The sequence below is a fragment of the Orlajensenia leifsoniae genome, assembly GCF_004570845.1.
GTDB classification, from domain to species: Bacteria; Actinomycetota; Actinomycetes; order Actinomycetales; family Microbacteriaceae; genus Orlajensenia; species Orlajensenia leifsoniae.
The window spans coordinates 596,179-613,987 of record NZ_SPQZ01000001.1; the positions used below are offsets into that span (position 1 = coordinate 596,179).

The window sequence follows — 17,809 nt, forward strand, 5'->3', positions numbered from 1 at the left end:
GGCCCGCCTCACGGGCTTCGTCGCCGCAGTCGGGATGGTGGAAACGAGTATGGCAGTCGGCACGCGTGTCGCGGCGAAGAATTCGGCCCGCGTCGCGGTCGGTGTCCGGCCTCAGAGAAGGTAGGCGACGGCATCCGTGGGCCTGAACGCGAGCCACACCCTCGCGCCGGAGCTCAGATCGAGATCGGCGACGACGCCAGGTGTTACGTCGGCGGCCAGGTGGTCTGTGCGCACGCGGATGAGGTCACCCCTCGTCTCGAGGTCGATGATCACGCCGGGCAGGATGTTGAGGGCGGGGTCGAACGGCTCGGTGGCACTGACGGAGACGAGAGCCGGCCGGATCGCGACGCCGACGCGGGCACCCTCGGGGAGCGACTGGCCGACGGGCACGGCGACGTGGCTGCCGGCATCCGTTCGAATGCCGTAGGCGGATGCTGTTCCCAGGAGCAGGTTCAAGGCGGCGAGCCCGGCGGCGAACTGGGTCGACGGCCTGTCGAGCACCTGACGCGTGGGACCGATGTCGACGATGCGGCCGGCCTCGAGCACGACGACGCGGTCGGCGAGCGTGAAGGCATCGAGCACGTCGTGGGTGACGATGACGGCGGTGCGATCGGCGAGGACGTCGCGCAGCATGCGACGGATGGCGGGCGCGACCGAGACGTCGAGAGCGGCCAACGGCTCGTCGAGAAGCAGGAGGCCGGGATCGGATGCCAGTGCTCGTGCGACGGCGATGCGCTGGCCCTGGCCGCCCGACAGCTGGCCCGGCTTGCGCGCGCTCAGCTCGGCGGCATCGACCCTGCGCAGCCAGCCGTGCGCTCGGGCATCGGCTTCGGCGCGGTGGACTCCAGCGCTGCGCGGACCGAAGGCGACGTTGTCGAGCACGGTGAGGTGCGGGAACAGCAGGGCGTCCTGCGCGAGCAGGGAGACGCCGCGCGCGTGCGGCGGCATCCATCGGCTCCGGATGGCGTTGCTCGCCGCTCTGGCGCCCTGTGCGTCGGCGGGCACGTCGAACAGCACCCTGTCATCGAGCACCGCCCGCCCGGAGTCCGGCCTGATGAGTCCGGCGATGAGGTTCAGCAGGGTGGACTTGCCTGCGCCGTTCGGCCCGAGCAGCGCGACGGTCTCCCCCTCCGCGATCGTGAGCTCGACGTCGAAGCCGCGCTCGGCGAGCGTTGCGGCGAAGGTGAAGGTCACGAGCTCGCCCCTCGTCGGAATCCGGTGAACTCCCCAGCCTGATGGGCGAGGCCCACGACGACCACCGCGACGATCACCAGAACGAGCGACAGGGCGACGGCGGCATCCGGATCGGTCTCGCGTTGCAGGTAGATCTCGAGGGGAAGGGTGCGCGTCACGCCCTGCAGGCTGCCCGCGAAGGTGAGGGTGGCGCCGAACTCTCCCAGCGCCCTCGCGAAGGAGAGCACGGCGCCGGAGATGAGCGCCGGGAGCACCAAGGGCATGGTGATGCGGCGGAGCACCGTGGTGGGGCGGGCGCCGAGCGTTGCTCCGACGGCTTCGTAGCGCGTGCCCACGGTGCGGAGTGCGCCCTCGAGGCTCAGCACCAGGAACGGCAGGGCGACGAAGGTCTGGGCGAGCACGACGGCCGTCGTGGAGAACGCGATCGTGACGCCGAGCATCTCGAACGACTGGCCGAGGAGGCCCCGCCGACCGAAAGTGTAGAGCAGGGCGATGCCGCCGACGACCGGCGGCAGCACGAGAGGCAGCAGCACGAGGGAACGCAGCACCTTCTGGCCCCAGAACTCGGCCCGGGCGAGGACGACGGCCATCGGAATGCCGAGCACGATGCAGAGCGCCGTAGCCGCCACCGAGGTGCGCAGGCTCAGCAGCAGAGCGGCGACAGAGGACTCCGAGGTGATCAGCGGGATGAACTCGGCCCAGTTCACGCGCAGGATCATGGCGGCCAACGGCAGCACCACGAACGCCGCACCGATGACGGCCACGATCACGACCCAGCCGGGGATGCCGGCGTAGGAACTGCTGCGTCGTCCAGGCATGAGGGCTAGGGCTTCCCGAATCCGGCGGACTCGAGCACGTACCGGCCGACGTCGCCGCTGACGTAGTCGACGAAGGCCTGCGCGACGTCGGCGGACTTCGACGCCTTCACCACGGCGATCGGGTAGGTGTTGACCGCCTCGCTCGATTCGGGGAAGGGGATGCCCGTCACGGCGTCGCCGGCGGCGATCACGTCGGTCACGTAGACGAGCCCGGCATCGGCCTCGCCTGAGGTGACCTTGCCGAGCACATCCGTCACCGACGACTCCTCGCTCACTGGTGCGAGCGTGACGCCCGTGGCCTGCTCGACGGTGACTGCGGCCGATCCGCAGGGCACCTGGGGTGCGCAGACGACGGTCTTCACCTCGGGCTTCGCCAAGTCGGCGAAGGTGGCGATGCCGGCGGGGTTCGTCGGCGGCACGGCGATCTGCAGCACGTTCGTCGCGAAGTCGACGGGTGCATCGGCGTCGACCAGCCCGCCGTCGGTGAGTTCGGCCATGTTCTTCTCGTCGGCCGAGGCGAAGACGTCGACGGGCGCGCCCTCCGTGATCTGGGTGACGAGGTCGGACGAGCCGGCGAAGTTCAGCGCGATGGTCGCGTCGGGGTTGGCCGTCTCGAACTCGGCAGCCAACTCGGTGAAGGTCGACTTGAGGGACGCCGCGGCGAAGACCGTGATGGAGCCCTCGAGGCCGGATGCCGCTGTCGACGACGCGCTGGTCGCCCCAGGCTCCTCGGCGGTCGGGCTCGAGCAGGCGGCGAGCGCGACGGCTGCCACGGCGGCCACGGCGGCGATGGCCAGGACGCCCACGGAACGCCTGCGGTTGCGGCTACTTTCGTTCGTGCGGTTGCGGACGCTCACTCGTGGGCCTTCCCGGCCGGGGTCTCGATGATGACCGTGGTGGCCTTCACGACGGCGATGGCGACGGAGCCCAACTCGAGGCCGAGGTCGCGCACGGCCTCGCTGCTCATCAGCGAGACGATGCGATGCGGACCGCACTGAAGTTCGACCTGGGCCATGACCTTGTCCATCGTGATCTCGGTCACGAGACCCACGAGGTGGTTGCGCGCCGACCGACCGATCTCCGAGGGGTCGGCCGGCAGCACGGCGTTCCTGCGTGCGAGGTGCGCGAGTGTCAGGCCATCGACGACGCTCCGGCCCGAGGCATCCTTCGTGCTCTCCAGCAGCCCGTTGTCGATCCAGCGGCGCACGGTGTCATCACTGACGCCGAGAAAGCTGGCGGCATCCTTGATCCGAATCTGCGACATGAGAGCAACTCTATATCCGCGAACGCGGAATTAGAGCGCTAGTTGTCCCGATGCCGAGATCAAGCCGCCAGATGAAACGTAGTCGCGAAGCGGTCGAGGAGGGCGACGCGCCCACGCACCACCTCGACGACGCCGGACGCGATGGCGAGGTCCGCGGCCATCTCGCCTGAGATGAGGCGACGGATGCCGGAGTCAGTGACGAAGGCGAGATCAGCCGGCCCATCGCCGCGCGTCACGTCGAGATTCGAGCCGTCCACTCGGATGAGCAGCTCGGTCTGACTGAAGCGTGCCGCATACGCGGTCGGCGGCAGAGTATCCGCCACCTGTGGTCGGAAGGCCGTGCGCAGATCCATCGTCATCGAGTCTGGGGTGATGACCTGTTCGTCCCGCGGGTCACTCAGCGCCTTGTAGCCCCAGGCTCCCAGAGCAAGCACGACGGGTTCGAGCTCGCGCCCATACGGGGTCAACTCGTAGACGATGATCCGCGAGCGGGGTGCTCGGCGGATGACGCCGGCAGCCTGCAACTCCTTGAGTCTCGCAGCGAGGATGTTGGTCGGGATGCGCGCGAGCCCTGCTGCGAGTTCGCCGTAGCGGCGCGGCCCGACGAGGAGGTCGCGCACGATGAGCAGCGCCCAGCGTTCGCCGACCAGCTCGAGGGCTTGGGAGAGGCCGCCGTACTGGCCGTAGTCGCGTGCAGCCATGGGCCTCGGACCTACGCGTTCGCGGCGGCCTCGGCGCCCTGGGCGGCGGCCGGGTCGAACCATCCGAACTCGAGGATGTTGCCGTCGGGGTCGTTGAGCTGGCGCTGGTACATGAAGCCGAAGTCGGTGGCGTCGTGCGGCTCCACGCCCCCCGCGGCGATGCCGACTGCGAGAGTCTCGTCGACAGCGTTGCGACTGTCGAGGAAGATCGCCGTCGATACCGACGGATTCGCGGCAGGGTCGCCGATCGGGAGATCGGTGAAGGTCTGGAAGTAGTCGCGAGTCAGGACCATGACGTAGCTGTGGCCGTCTTCGACCACGAAGCAGGCACCGTTGTGATCCGACATCGCCGGATTGAGGGTGAAGCCGACCGCCGAGTAGAACGCCTTCGAACGCTCCAGGTCGGTCACCGGCAGGTTGACAAACATCGCGGTCATGGTGGACTCCCTTGTCAAGGTCCCGTGTGGGAACAGAAACCAACACTTGCAAAAAACAAGTGATTCGTCAAGAGATCGTCCCGGCCCATCGCCACTCCGGGCCGCCGATAGCCCGATCGCAGGCATTCGGGCTATCGGCATGTTCAGCTCGGCGGCCTCACAAGGATGGCGTCAGCGGACCTCGTGACCGTCAAGGACGTGTCCAAGGGCAGGACTTTCCATTCCGTGTCCGAACAGAAGTCGACCTCGTCGCGCGGGATCTCCGCGTGGGAGGTGACCTCACCATCGCCGACAACGGCGACGGTCTGTCGATCATCACGGTTCGAATAGTCGGGAGCGCCGGCCCACGTGAAGCCCAGGCGATCAGAGATGGACCCGACCGACTCGTAGGGGCAGACGACCAAGAAGGTCGATCCCTCGATCTCACTCAGGCTGGACAGCGCGACGGTGCCGTCCGACTCCCTGAGTGCGGTGTTCAACTCCGACTGCCACGACGGGGCGGTCGTGCATCCGGCAAGCAGGAGTGACGACGCGGCGATGACGACGACCCACGGGGGAATCTTCACCTGCTCAGCGCAATCGGCGACATGCGGTGACTCTCCGGCGCCATAGGGCCGACTTGCGCCACGTACGCGAGCCGGCCCAGATGACGATCGTCAGCCTTCGACACTGAGGGCGCTCTCGGCGGCATCGTCGATGACGTCGGAGACGACCCCGGCTTGGGTCAGGTACACCGCGTGGCTACCCGGCGTGGTGGTGATCTTCGCGCCTGAGCGCTGCGCCATGTGCTGGAGCATCGCCTGGTCGAAGGCCTTGTCCTCGGTGGCGATCACGGCCCAGCTGGGCTTGTCGTGCCATGCCGCCCTCGTGACGGCGACCCCGAAGACGGACATGTTCACCGGAACTTGCGAATCACGCAGGAACTCGGCGTCGGCATCACTGGCGTCGGCGGCGAAGCCGACCTTGAACTTCTCCTGATCGAGGACACCGAACCCGTCGTCACCGATGTTGATGACGAAGTCCGGCGTGGCAGCGAACCCCTCGTACTGCTGCCCCGACGTCTCGCCCGTGTCGGGGATGAGGGCGGCCACATAGACCAAGCCGGCCACATTCTTATGCGAGCCGGCCTCGCTGATGACCGTGCCACCCCAGGAGTGTCCGACCAGGATGGCAGGTCCATCGAGCTTGTCGAGGACCCGGTTGGTCGCGGCCACGTCGTCGTCGAATGACGTGAGCGGATTCTGCACGATCGTCACCTTGTACCCGCGGTTCGTCAGGTTGTCGTAGACCCCTCGCCAGCCTGACCCGTCCGCGAAAGCTCCGTGAACGAGCACAACATTCTCGATTCCGTCCTGGGTCATCATGTCCTCCTTGTCCGGCCTCCCGCCCGATCGCGGTCGAGGCTGCTTCATCAGCGCATTTCGCCTTGTGATGTGTAACATATTGCATACCATGCGCTATTCCAAGCGTCCGCAATTTGCTTGGGAGGCCGCGGTGTGCGCAACATATTGCATGCCAATCCCATCTGACACCGCCGGAGTGGGTCGCTCGCTTCTGCGAGACGACGTGTACAGACGACTCCGTGATGCGATCGTCGATGGAACTTTCACGCCGGGCGAGCAGTTGAAGGATGGTGAACTGGCCGCCTGGCTCGGGGTGAGCCGCACGCCCATCCGGGAGGCCCTGCTGCGTCTTGGCAACAGTGGACTGGTCGTTGCACTGCCGGGCCGGTCGACGACCGTGAGCGCCATCAACGCTGCGGCCGTTCGAGATGCACGCGACGTGATAGCGGCGATGCACTCGCTGGCGGTGCGCGAGATGGCCGGGCGGCTTCTCGACGACGACGTGAAGCGGATGCGGGAGGCGAACAGGCGGTTCGTCGAGGCAACGAAGGCAGGCGACGTCGCAGCCGCTCTGGATGCCGATGAAGAACTGCACAACATCCCGGTGGCCGCGCTCGGCAACGGCGCCCTGGCATCAGTGATCGAGCATTTCGGTCCGCTGGTGCGCCGAGCGGAACGGACTCGCTTCAGCGGCGACGGCAGCACCTCCGGGGAGGCTCACGAACAACTGATCGATCTACTCGAGTCAGGAGACGCGGAGCGAGCAGCGGCGGTCGCGTTCGATATCTGGCACAGCCTTCCCGCTGAGGATGGCGCCGACGAGAAATAGCTCGCCCAACTGGCTCGCACCGAGATCACGGCCAGAAGCAGGAAAGGCCCTCGCATGCGAGGGCCTTTCCATGGCCATGGCGGCGCGTCCGTGTTGGCCGTGGAGTAGGCCGAGGAGGAAGAGGCTTGGAATCTTTTCCCCTCGCCATACTCATTTTTTTCCTCCGCGCAGCCTGCCGAGTCACTGGAATTGGCCGGAATCGCGCGGAAGTTGCACCATGGCACGAGGCGTTAGGATCACATGGCGCATGTGGTTCTGCGCCGGCACCGGTCCACGACAGGGCACCGCGGCTGTCTTCAGCCGGCTTACTTCAGCCGTTAAGTGGGCAAGACCGTCCAGGGTGGCGAAGTAGGCGGCGCGGCTTTCACCGGGACGTCGTCTTCTTCCGCTTCAGAGCTGCTGCCGCCGCGACTGCGAACAACCGATCCGAGTATTGATTCGCCTGTTCTCGCACCCAGTCGTCCCGAACTATCAAGAGCCATAGGAGCGCGAGCGCCACTTGCAGCGCCGCGGATGCCGCAGTGGCGATGGTGTTCTTGGCGCCGAAAACGGGGCTCATACCCTTGCCCACCGCAATCGTCTTGGTGGGATGATCGGCCCATGAGACAGAGGCGCGAATGGTCTGGGTCGGGGTCCTGCGGGGTGTGCGCGCCGGGTCAAACGCTCCGCAGCTGTGAGGCTTGGACGTGCAATCCCGAGGAGGATCGATGAAAACCTATCGGACGCTGTTGGAGCACGTCACGTCCACGACGGGACCCGCGCGGACGGTGCTCGACCCCGCGACGGGCGGGCTCATCGGTTCCGCCCCGCAACAGGGCGTTGCCGAACTCGAGGCCGCCATCGAGCGCGCTGTCGCGGCCCAGCCCGCGTGGGCCGCCCTCAGCCACGAGGAGCGCGGCGTCGTCCTCTGCCGGGTCGCCGATGCGATCGACGCCTCGTCCGAGGCTCTGGCCGAACTACTCTCGCGCGAGCAGGGAAAGCCCCTGAACGGCCCCAACGCACGCGTCGAGGTGGGAGCCTGCTCCGCGTGGCTGCGCGCCACGGCCGCGATGTCGCTGCCGGTCGAGGTCGTCATCGACGATGGCGAGAGCTACGCGGAACTGCATTACCGCCCGATAGGCCTGATTGGTGTCATCTCGCCGTGGAACTTTCCGATGATGATCGCGATCGGGCAGATCGCCCCTGCGTTGCGGATGGGCAACGCTGTGGTGGCCAAGCCCTCGGAGTACACCACCCTCAGCGGTCTGGCCTTGGTTTCCGTGATGAACGAGGTGCTCCCCGCTGGCGTCCTCGGCGTAGTCGCGGGCGCGGGAGACGTGGGAGCCGCATTGTCGACCCATCCAGCGTTCGGAAAGATCATGTTCACCGGATCGACGGGAACCGGTCGTCGCATCATCGAGGCTTCGGCGGGCAACATCACCCGGCTCACCCTCGAGCTCGGTGGCAACGACGCCGGCATCGTGCTGCCCGACGTCGATCCGCAGGCCATCGCTCACGACCTCTTCTGGGGCGCCTTCATCAACACCGGCCAGACCTGCGCAGCCCTGAAGAGGCTCTATGTGCACGCCGACGTCTACGACGCGGTCTGTGACGCCCTCGTCGCGGTCGCCGCCGCCACGCCGATGGGGATCGGGCTTGACGAGGCGAACGTGCTCGGACCGCTGCAGAACCGCATGCAGTGGAACGTGGTCGACCGCCTGGTGGAGGCGGCGAAGGTTGGAGGCGGACGGGTGCTGGTGGGAGGAGACCCTGATCGCGGGGCTGTCGGCAACTTTTACCCGACAACTCTCGTTGCCGACATCGACCCGCAGAATCCGCTGGTGATCGAAGAGCAGTTCGGACCGGCCCTGCCGATCGTGCGCTACACCGATCTCGACGAAGCCATCGCCCTGGCGAATGGGCTCGACGTCGGGCTCGGTGCCTCGGTCTGGTCGGCCGATACGAGTGCTGCCCGTTCCGTTGCGGCGCGCATCCAGGCGGGAACGGTGTGGATCAACTCGCACGGCGGGGTGCATCCGATGATCCCGTTCGGCGGGGTGAAGGGTTCCGGGTACGGCCTCGCGTGCGGCGTGGCAGGGCTCAAGTCGGTCGCGCTTCCGCAGGTGATCAACAGCTGAATGTGGGCCTTGCGGGTCGCCGATCCTCCGCCGTCGCGCTGCAATCAGCGAGCTCCTTCCTGCCTGGTCCACGGGGTGCCGTTCACGCCGATCCCGTTTCCCTCTCTGGTCTGGTGCGATCCGGCAGCAGCATTACTTTGGCACCGCGCATCGTCCGCACCCGCTGCGCAACCGTTGCCCTCGACGCAACGCATCTCTTGGACGAGGTATCTGGGTGGACAATCCCGCCTCTCAGAACCGTTTTGGAGTGTCCAGAATCCTCTCCGCTTACGCCTTGCACCTATCCCCGACGGACACCGCCGCCGAACGGGCGAAGCGGTCTCGACGTGGACAGTTCACACTCAGGGAGTAACTGGTAGCATCCCTTCGTGCTTACCCTAGAAATCGACAAAGCCTAGCCACCGAACTCTCGGTGGCGGCTCCGCGACATCTCTGCGCCTTGCTCCTTTTGAGCGGCGCCGTTGTCTGTGCTGCCGCGTGGCCGCCATTGGCGGCTGGTTTCTGATCGTTTTCGCTCCCGCCATTGCGGTTGAGCGCACGCAAGCAAAGGGTAGTCATGTCATCCAACAACGCAGCCATCGTGCTGTCGAATCTCTCGTTCACCTGGCCGGATGGGGTGCCAGCGATCGCAGGCATCACGGGGAGTTTCACCGCCGGGCGAACCGGTCTCGTCGGATCTAACGGCGCCGGTAAATCCACCCTCCTGAGGCTTATCGCCGGAGAAATCGTCCCGACGTCCGGAGCGTTCAGCGCGACTGGTGAGGTCGGCTACCTTTCGCAGTCGCTGACTTGGCACGACTCGACCACGATGGCCGATCTTCTTGGTATCGCGCCGATCGTTGCGGCGATCAGGGCGGTTGAGAGTGGGGACGTCGATGAACGTCATTTCGACACGATCGGCGACGACTGGGACATCGAATCACGGGCCGACGAGCAGCTTCGCCGGGTCGGCTTCTCCGCCCATGATCTCGACCGGAGCGTGAGCGAGCTTTCTGGGGGCGAAGTGATGCTCATCGCGATCACCGGGCTTCGGGTTCGGCGATTGCCGATCACACTGCTCGACGAACCGAGCAACAACCTCGATCGAGCCGGAAAAGCGATGCTGGCTGACATGCTCGAGACGTGGCCCGGCACGCTCGTAGTCGTCAGCCACGATCTCGATCTCCTCGATCTGATGGATCAAACGGCCGAGTTGTACGACGGCCACCTCACTGTCTTCGGCGGCCCATACACGGAGTGGAAAGAGAACCTGGATCGGCAGCAGGCCGCGGCCGTGCTGGCCAGTCAGGCGGCAGAGAACGCGGTGAAAGCCGAACGACGCCAGCGCGACGAAGCCGAAAGCAAGCTCGCCAAGCGTGCCCGTTCGGCCAAAACGGCGAACGAGAACAAGCGCGGGTCCAAGATCTTGATGAACGGACTGGCTTCACGCGCGGAGAACTCGGCGGGCAAGCTCCGTTCAGGTCTCGATGACCGGCTGGACGCTGCACGCGACGCGAAGGCGGCAGCGGCCGCGCGTGTGCGACCTGACCAGCGCATCAGTCTCAACCTCCCTGACCCGCAGGTTCCGGCGAGCAGGCGTATCGCCGAACTCCGCGGCGTCAACCGCTCGTTCGCCATCCAAGGCCCAGAACGCATCGCTCTGGTGGGCCCAAATGGAGTCGGGAAGACCACCCTCATCGAGACCCTTCTCGGCCTGCGTTCGGCGGAGCCGGGCCGCGCGTCCGCGACCCTTCACACAGACCGTGTCGGCTACCTCAGCCAGCGCTTGGACGGCCTCGACGAAGGCGCGACTGCGCTGGAGAATATCCGTCTGGTCGCACCTGGGATCAGTGATGCGCAGATACGCAACCAACTGGGGCGCCTGCTCATCAAGGGCGACAACGTCAATCGACCCGTATCGACGCTCTCCGGCGGCGAACGCTTCCGTATCTGCCTCGCACGTCTGCTGCTTGCTGATCCACCGGCCCAGTTGCTCGTGCTGGACGAACCTACGAACAACTTGGATGTCGTGAGCGTCCACCAGCTCGTCGACGCACTGAACAGCTACCAAGGTGCCCTCGTCCTCATCAGCCACGACGACCGGTTCCTCGCGCGACTCGGTCTCACCGTGATGCTCACGCTCGACGCCGCCGGTCGCCTGGATGAGATCGCGGCCGGTGCCGGTGCCGGTGCCGGTGCCGGTGCCGCCTGACCGAGTCCATACAAGACGCGTAGCGCCGGGACCGTGGAGCACAGCCACGGTCCCGGGGCTTGTCGCAGCGACAGCGCTGACACAACTCGAGACCAAATCTCTGACCGTCGCCAATGCGCTGCCCCCGATGGTTCTCCAGACTGCTGAAGTCCACATGACGGGTCGCATCCCAAGTGAGCGCTGACGCACGTCTCGATCCCCGTGTATGGCCTAGGGACTCTGACGGGCGCCACGCGTCTCTCAACGCGACAGTGTTGAGGCATCACCTGATGCGAAGGGATTGTCCAATGAATACTGAGACGGATTCGAAGAGAACGGGCGCAGCGGAGGCCGCACGGGTTGTCATGAAGCTGGAAGTCGTCGTTCTCCCGGTCTCCGACGTTGATCGTGCCAAGGCCTTCTACGAAGATCTGGGCTGGACGTTGGATGTCGACCTGCCGGTCTCAGCGGGCTATCGGGTCGTCGAGCTCACTCCCCCCGGGTCGCCGACCTCGATCATCTTCGGATCAGGAGTCACCGACGCTGCGGCGGGGTCGGCTCGCGGACTCCAATTGGTCGTCTCCGACATTGAGACGGCCCGGACTGAACTCGTCGCAAGAGGCGTCGAGGTGAGCGAGATCTTCCACGACACCACCGGCGTATTCCACCATGCTGGAGTGACAGCTCGCGAGCCGGGGCCAGCACCACAACGACGCTCGTACGGTTCCTTCATCTCGTTCCAGGACCCCGACGGGAACGAGTGGATTGTGCAGGAGGTCACCACGCGCATCCCTGGTCGCATCGTGCAGACCCGGTTCGATTCACCGGAGGAACTTGCTGTTGCACTCCGTGCAGCTGCTGCCGCGCACGGTGTACATGAAGCGCGCATCGGCCATGAGGACGCGAACTGGCCCGAGTGGTACGCCGAGTACATGGTGCGTGCCGCGGCCGGTCAAGAGGTGCCGGAGTGACAGCTGATGTGGCACCACTCGAAAGGCTCATCGCGATTGAATCTCTCCGGATGTTGCAGGCACGCCTCTGCCGTTCTGCCGCCCGACGCGCATGGGACGAGTTCAATGGTCGCTTTACCGAAAACGCCCAGTTGCGTGTCTACGGTGTCAACGGTGCATTGGATTGCTTCGCCTTCGGCTCTGAGATTGGCCATGTGATCAACGCACGTCTGGGATCCGGTCAGTTGACCGTCCGAGCGGGCTGCGAGGAACTCACCGTGCTCTCGGCCACCCGTGCGGAGGGCATCTGGGCAGTGGAATATTTCGTGCCACCGTCCGGAAAGCGGGGTGGACTACACGGGATCGCCGAACTGCACCAGACCTATGAGCAACACTCTGGGAGGTGGTTAATCCGCTCCGTTGACCTTACGCATCCGATTCTCGAGGCGAGGATATTGCCTACGTGATCGGCGAATACAGGAGGTACCATGGCGCCCATGGCGCATATCGAACCGCGTCTGACACTCGTCGGGCGTAGCCGCGAGTGCGACGCGATCGAACGAGTGATCGCGAGTCTGCGAGGTGGCCAGAGCCGTGCGCTCGTTATCAGAGCGGACGCGGGCGTTGGTAAGAGCGCCATTCTCGCCTGGGCGGCCGACAGGGCCAGCGGATGCGAGGTGCTGCGGGCAACGGGAATGGAATCCGAGATGGAGCTCCCGTATGCAGGACTGCAGAGTTTGTGCGCTCCTGTTCTGCAGGGTCTCGACGCGCTGCCGCCACCACAAGCTGAGGCTCTGAGTGTCGCTTTCGGTTTGCGTTCTGGGGAAGCGCCCGACCGCTTTCTTGTGGGTCTGGCCGTTTTGAGTCTGCTTGCGATCGCGGCCGAGTCGAAGCCGCTGTTATGCCTGGTCGATGACGCGCATTGGCTGGATCAGGCATCGGCCAGCGTGCTCGCGTTCGTTGCACGTCGATTGGTTGCGGAGTCGATCGGGCTCGTCTTCGCCGTGCGGGAACCCGTCCCTGAGGACTTCTTCGGCATCGAGGACCTCATCGTCGGCCCGTTGGATGATGCGGACGCGCGCGTTCTGCTCTACCAGATGGTCACGGGGCCCATGGACGCGGCGGTGAGGGAGCGCGTCATCGGGGAGTCCCGCGGCAATCCGCTTGCACTGATCGAACTACATCGAGGAATGAATCTCGTCGAGATCGCGGGCGGATACGGACTCTCCACACGTCCGGCGCTGACAAGCCGCATCGAGAACAGCTTCGTGCGCCGAATCGCGGCACTCCCCGCGGATACCCGGCTCATCCTGCTGGTCGCCGCGGTGGAGCCGGTCGGCGACCCGGACCTGGTGATGACGGCAGGCAGCTCCCTCAAGCTCAACCCCGATGCGATCATCCCCGCACTCGAAGGAGGCTTGGTTGAGCTCGGTGCGAAGCTGAGGTTCCGGCACCCGCTGATGCGTTCGGCCGCGGCCAGGTCCGGCTCGCTCGAGGAACGTCGGGCAGCACACCGCGCACTGGCTGAGGCGACGGACCCCGCTGCTGATCCCGATCGGCGTGCGTGGCATCGCGGTGAAGCCACCATCGGCTTCGATGAAGACGTCGCGGCGGACCTGATTCGCTCAGCTGAACGGGCGCAGAGTCGCGGTGGATTGACTGCGGCCTCGATCTTTCAAGCCCGGGGAGCAGAACTGACTCCCGAACCGCAGCTGCGATCCCGTCGGGCGCTCATGGCAGCCGAGGACGCGTTCCGTGCCGGTGCGATGCACGACGCCCTGCGCCTGCTCGAACTGGCAGATTCACGCCTGCTGGACGACCATGAGCGCGCCCGCACCCAGCTGGTCCGAGCTCATGTGATCTACAACACCACACGGGGCCGGGAGGCGCCTTCACTTCTCTTGGCTGCTGCGCGCAGCCTCGAAGCACACGACAGCGAGGCGGCTCTGGCGACCTATGTCGACGCTTTCATTGCCGCGCTGAGCGCCGGCACCTTCGCGGCAGGGATCGGCATCGAGGATGTCGCGGAAGCGATCTTGAACCGACAGCACATCGATTTGGCGGATTCCTGGTCGCAGTCCACCGCAGCCGGCCTCCGCGGACTTGGACTGCTGGTCACCGAGGGATACACACGGGCGGCACCGGATCTTCGCGATGCGCTCGACAAGCTGCTCGCACAGCTCCACCATCAGGGAGAGACGAACTCCGTCTACCCTCGCGAACCCGGACGCGGTCTCGGCACCGACCTGAGTTCGACCGACAGAGCTCCGCGCTGGATGCCGCTTGCCTGTCTGATCGCCCGCATCCTCCTGGACGATGAGGCCCACGAGAGACTCAGTCAGGAGTTCATGCGGCTCGGCCGTCGCGAAGGCGTCTTCTCGTTCCTTCCACTGGCGACCGCTGAGCGCACGTCAATACTTCTCCTGAGCGGACGGATCAGTGACGCGGAGGCGCAGGTCGGTGACGGCCGGCTGGTTATCGCCGCGACTTCCGCCCCTGCTTCGATGACACGAGGGTGGTGGATCGCCGCCTTCAGAGGCGACGCTGAAGCGAAGTCCGACCTCACAAAGCAGCTGCAAGGCGAGATCCTCGATAGCGGCGAAGGGCAATGGTTCATCGCTGCGGCATGGCTGGACGCATTCTTGTTCAACTCGCTCGGCCGGTACTCGGAGGCCCTCTCCGCGATGGACGCGGCGGCCGGGCACCCGTTTGATATCGGGGTAGCGGGTTGGGCGTTGCCACAGCACATCGAGGCGGCTGTCCGCTCCGGAGAGACGGAACGCGCATATGCACCCCTCAAGCGCTTGAAGGAGCTTGCGCAGGCTTCTGGCACAGACTGGGCGTGCGGCGAAGCGGCACTCTCGGCCGCTCTTCTCGCCGAAGATGATGCTGCTGAGACGCTCTACCGGGAGGCGCTGGAGCGATTGACCCGAACACGCGTGCAGACGCGACTCGGGCACGCCCGCGTCTTGTTCGGCGAGTGGTTACGACGCCAGAATCGACGCGTGGACGCGAGAGAGCAGCTGCGACTGGCCCACGCCATGTTCATTGAGATGGGCGCACACGCGCTGGCGGATCGAGCAGGACGGGAGCTGGCGGCCACCGGAGAGGTCGTGCCGAAGAGAACGCCCGGAGCTGCTGACGAGCTGACAGCCCAGGAGCGTCAGATCGTTCTGCTGGCCGCCGGCGGAAGCACAAACCCCGAGATCGGCGCGCAGCTGTATCTCAGCCCCCGAACCGTGGAATGGCACCTGCGGAAGGTGTTCACCAAAATGGGCATCACCTCACGCCGGCAGTTGGCGAGCGCGCTGAGGGAGGCGCCTCTCCCGGGCGCGTGAATGTCGTTGCCTCTCTTACTTGTCGCGCGAGAACAGCCCGACGAACAGGAGGAAGACATTCAGGATGTCCAAGAAGATCGATGCGGCGAGGAGCGGAGCCGACTCGACGTCCGATGAGCGCCTGAGACGTTGGAAGTCGAACAGTGTGTAGCCCGCGAAGATGACCAGCCCGACGACGGAGTAGATGATCGAGCCACCCGGGATGGCGAAGAAGAGGACGACGATTCCGAAGACGATCAGCCCCAGCAGTGCCCATGAGAGCACCCGGGCGAGCGCAGTGAGGTCCACGCGAGTGTTCCAGCCTGCGATGCCGAATCCGGCGATCAAGAGGGCTGTGGCCCAGCCCGCCTGCCATAGGGCGGTCGGATCGGCCCGCGCGTAGTCGGCCAGAGTGGGAGCCACAGCCAACCCGAGAGTCAGACCGAAGGCGGCAAGCAGAGCGACGGTTGTGCGCATGTTGGCTTTTTGCGTACTGAATTGCATCCCGATCAGGCAAGCCAACGAGGCGATGAACGCCAGAATGCCGACACCGCCTGTCAGGTTCTGCCCGAGGTACGCGCCACCGGCGAACAGCGCCGCGGTGAGGGCCACGAACCCCATCGTCTGTGCGAAAACCGATCGCGTTCGATCGTGGGCAAGACTTGGTGACTCGGAGCGGGTTTGTGGGTTGGTCATGGTGAACCGTCCTTTCAATCTTGGTGGGGAGCGAGTGCGTTGTCGGTCGTCGTAGCCGTGTGGCTGAGAAGCTGAACTTTCGATGCAGTAATCGACCGGTTGTTGAAAGCTGCCGTCACGAGGGCGATTGCGGTGACGAGACCTAATGTTGCGGCTGCTGGAATTGCCGTCGTCGCAGCACCAGCGATGAAGCTGGCCAGTGCGCCGAGTATTGGAGAGCGTGCCCACGTTCCTAGCGCGCTTCGTCGGAATAGCTGGATGCCGACCAGGTAGACAGCCACACCGCCAGCGAGTGCGACGACGGCAACCGGCTGAGCTGGTCGCAGTGGCTCAACGGCGATCTCGTCGACAATCAAGCTGATACCCAAGGCTGCGAACACGACTCCGCAGATCAACGGAAAGTTCGACAAGGTGTAGGCGTCGCGCGCTAACGCGGGCCGTTGCGAAGGTGTCGCCTGGGAGAGCACGCGCTCCGCCGCATCCGAGAGCCCTCCGAAATAGCACCACCACAAACCGACGACGAGTAGAAACGCAAGCACTGCTGCACTCAAAGTGAGCGCGTTCGAGGTTGCTGCGCTGATTTTGGTCCCCGCTGAGAGCAGGGTCTCTCCGAGCGCGATGAGGAGGACGAGGGCGTGTCGTTCGACGAAGTGTCCTGGCCTGCCGACCCGCCATCCGTTGTACCGCGACACGAGCCTTCCGATGCCGAAGTCGATGAGGAAGGCGCTCGCCCAGAGGATCGTCTGGATGCTCCCTCCGAGTGCGGCACCCACGAGGAGGAGCGCAGTGGAAAGCACCTGAATGACCGAGTCGATCAGAATCTGGGTGCGCAGCCGGTCGTCCTCCCGAGACGCCCTGATGAACATCACCAGGTAGCTGCATCGGACCACCGTGAATGCGAGCGCCAGGATGATCGCGGGATTCGGCGCGTCTTCACGCGGATCCCATCCCACGGGTATCACCAGAGCAGCGACAAAGATTGCCGTCATCACGACCAGCATGCCGACGAGGTAGTGGCCGCAGTCGAGCCTGACACGGTTGCCCAGCCAGATGAAGGCGGTCCACACCCACCACAACAGAACCAATATCAGCAGTCCGTGGGCCAGGGATTCGACGCCCGGGTCCTCTTCCATGAGATCGATCACGCGGGTGAGGGCGAAGACGAACACAAGATCGAAGAAGACCTCGAACATCGTCGTTCTGTCGTAGCGGGCCGTTGCATTGTTGACGCTTCGAGGTTGCGGCTCGCTGTATCCAGTCGGCCTTGGCGAGTCTTCACATTGCCCCGACGAGCTCATCCCTGCAGGCGTGCTCAGCCCTGCGCCTTCCGGGCCAGGGTGACTTGTGCGCCGTTTCACGAGACTGGCCATGCTTGCCTTGGGTGGCCGTTGATCGTCTCGATGCGACCCTGCACTTTTCGGTCGTTGGCGTTCTCTCTTGCCCGCCCACGGTCGATCGCGCTCGGATCGAGCGCGTCGGACTGAGCGGCTGACCGGTTGAGGTTCCGCGGGCGGCTGTCCGTCGGCGGGTCGGAGTCGTTCTCGGCTGCCGCGGCGAATCGTTCGAAGAGAATGTCCAACTGCGCCGGGGTCAGCTTCGCGAACGCCTCCACTCCGTAAGCTTCGATGGTCGATGACGGCGCGAAGCGGAGCATCCGTTCGTAACGGTCCACCGCCACGGCGTCGGCACGGGCAACTCCGTCCGGTATCGACTCCACGGGGAGGTCTCTCTTTCGCCCCAGAATCCAGTCGAGAAGGCTCATTGTTTTCGCTCCTTGCGCTCGTATTGCTGCCGCTCCCCGACCCGGGCCTCCGGACAGTTGTGTGGGTTGGTGTTGGCTCAATGGGGTTACGGTGATGGACGTCCCGGCTCCCCGAGTGAGCCATCCGGAGCGCGCCACATGTCCCACAGGACCGACGGGGTTCCGTAGGGTGAGAAAACGAATGCATGGGCGCCGGCTGCAGCCCCCCACC

Annotated in this window: 17 protein-coding genes; 6 read left to right on the forward strand and 11 right to left on the reverse strand. The window is 65.3% G+C overall.

The features are described from left to right. Window positions 1–111: 111 nt before the first annotated feature. From E4M00_RS02940 to E4M00_RS02975, 8 genes are all read right to left on the reverse strand, one after another. On the reverse strand, window positions 112–1,194 hold the full coding sequence (locus E4M00_RS02940; RefSeq protein ID WP_135118991.1) for a sulfate/molybdate ABC transporter ATP-binding protein: 1,083 nt from the start codon (window positions 1,192–1,194) through the stop codon (window positions 112–114). Then, on the reverse strand, window positions 1,191–2,012 hold the full coding sequence (locus E4M00_RS02945; RefSeq protein WP_135118992.1) for an ABC transporter permease: 822 nt from the start codon (window positions 2,010–2,012) through the stop codon (window positions 1,191–1,193). The genes E4M00_RS02940 and E4M00_RS02945 overlap by 4 nt, the downstream gene beginning before the upstream one ends. Window positions 2,013–2,017: 5 nt before the next feature. Further along, window positions 2,018–2,818, reverse strand: a complete 801-nt coding sequence (gene modA / locus E4M00_RS02950; protein WP_135118993.1) for a molybdate ABC transporter substrate-binding protein — start codon at window positions 2,816–2,818, stop codon at window positions 2,018–2,020. A gap of 47 nt (window positions 2,819–2,865) precedes the next feature. Continuing rightward, window positions 2,866–3,276, reverse strand: coding sequence for a TOBE domain-containing protein (locus E4M00_RS02955; protein WP_135118994.1), 411 nt, complete (start codon window positions 3,274–3,276; stop codon window positions 2,866–2,868). Window positions 3,277–3,335: 59 nt separating this feature from the next. Further along, window positions 3,336–3,977, reverse strand: a complete 642-nt coding sequence (locus E4M00_RS02960) for a winged helix-turn-helix transcriptional regulator (RefSeq protein WP_135118995.1) — start codon at window positions 3,975–3,977, stop codon at window positions 3,336–3,338. Between the two features lie 11 nt (window positions 3,978–3,988). Continuing rightward, entirely contained in the window at window positions 3,989–4,414 is a 426-nt protein-coding gene (locus tag E4M00_RS02965; protein ID WP_056165603.1) for a VOC family protein, read from the reverse strand. 143 nt (window positions 4,415–4,557) lie between these two features. Further along, window positions 4,558–4,980 (reverse strand): hypothetical protein, encoded by a 423-nt coding sequence (locus E4M00_RS02970; RefSeq protein WP_135118996.1) that lies wholly within the window; start codon window positions 4,978–4,980, stop codon window positions 4,558–4,560. A gap of 90 nt (window positions 4,981–5,070) precedes the next feature. After that, a complete protein-coding gene (locus E4M00_RS02975; RefSeq protein WP_135118997.1) occupies window positions 5,071–5,775 on the reverse strand; it encodes an alpha/beta fold hydrolase in 705 nt (234 codons plus the stop codon). Window positions 5,776–5,980: 205 nt separating this feature from the next. Here E4M00_RS02975 and E4M00_RS02980 point away from each other — a divergent pair, with 205 nt between their 5' ends. The 6 genes from E4M00_RS02980 to E4M00_RS03005 all read left to right on the forward strand — a co-directional run bounded on the left by E4M00_RS02980 (window position 5,981) and on the right by E4M00_RS03005 (window position 15,161). Continuing rightward, window positions 5,981–6,586 carry a GntR family transcriptional regulator gene (locus E4M00_RS02980; protein WP_338033184.1) on the forward strand — a complete coding sequence of 202 codons (606 nt, stop codon included), beginning with the start codon at window positions 5,981–5,983 and terminating at the stop codon, window positions 6,584–6,586. Between the two features lie 707 nt (window positions 6,587–7,293). After that, complete coding sequence (locus E4M00_RS02985) at window positions 7,294–8,703, forward strand: aldehyde dehydrogenase family protein (protein ID WP_135118998.1); 1,410 nt, start codon at window positions 7,294–7,296, stop codon at window positions 8,701–8,703. A gap of 556 nt (window positions 8,704–9,259) precedes the next feature. After that, window positions 9,260–10,894 carry an ABC-F family ATP-binding cassette domain-containing protein gene (locus E4M00_RS02990; RefSeq protein WP_135118999.1) on the forward strand — a complete coding sequence of 545 codons (1,635 nt, stop codon included), beginning with the start codon at window positions 9,260–9,262 and terminating at the stop codon, window positions 10,892–10,894. Between the two features lie 173 nt (window positions 10,895–11,067). Beyond that, window positions 11,068–11,844, forward strand: a complete 777-nt coding sequence (locus E4M00_RS02995; protein WP_240036805.1) for a VOC family protein — start codon at window positions 11,068–11,070, stop codon at window positions 11,842–11,844. Window positions 11,845–11,852: 8 nt separating this feature from the next. Then, window positions 11,853–12,290, forward strand: a complete 438-nt coding sequence (locus tag E4M00_RS03000; RefSeq protein WP_275668150.1) for a nuclear transport factor 2 family protein — start codon at window positions 11,853–11,855, stop codon at window positions 12,288–12,290. A gap of 30 nt (window positions 12,291–12,320) precedes the next feature. Further along, entirely contained in the window at window positions 12,321–15,161 is a 2,841-nt protein-coding gene (locus E4M00_RS03005) for a helix-turn-helix transcriptional regulator (RefSeq protein WP_167756797.1), read from the forward strand. 15 nt (window positions 15,162–15,176) lie between these two features. Here E4M00_RS03005 and E4M00_RS03010 read toward each other — a convergent pair whose 3' ends face one another. From E4M00_RS03010 to E4M00_RS17785, 3 genes are all read right to left on the reverse strand, one after another. Further along, a complete protein-coding gene (locus E4M00_RS03010) occupies window positions 15,177–15,836 on the reverse strand; it encodes a Bax inhibitor-1/YccA family protein (protein WP_135119002.1) in 660 nt (219 codons plus the stop codon). A 14-nt stretch (window positions 15,837–15,850) separates the two neighbouring features. Next, complete coding sequence (locus tag E4M00_RS17780) at window positions 15,851–17,029, reverse strand: low temperature requirement protein A (protein WP_167756798.1); 1,179 nt, start codon at window positions 17,027–17,029, stop codon at window positions 15,851–15,853. Between the two features lie 161 nt (window positions 17,030–17,190). Further along, the gene (locus E4M00_RS17785; RefSeq protein WP_167756799.1) at window positions 17,191–17,598 is read right to left on the reverse strand and encodes a hypothetical protein; all 408 of its coding nucleotides are present in this window, start codon (window positions 17,596–17,598) and stop codon (window positions 17,191–17,193) included. Window positions 17,599–17,809 lie beyond the last annotated feature (211 nt).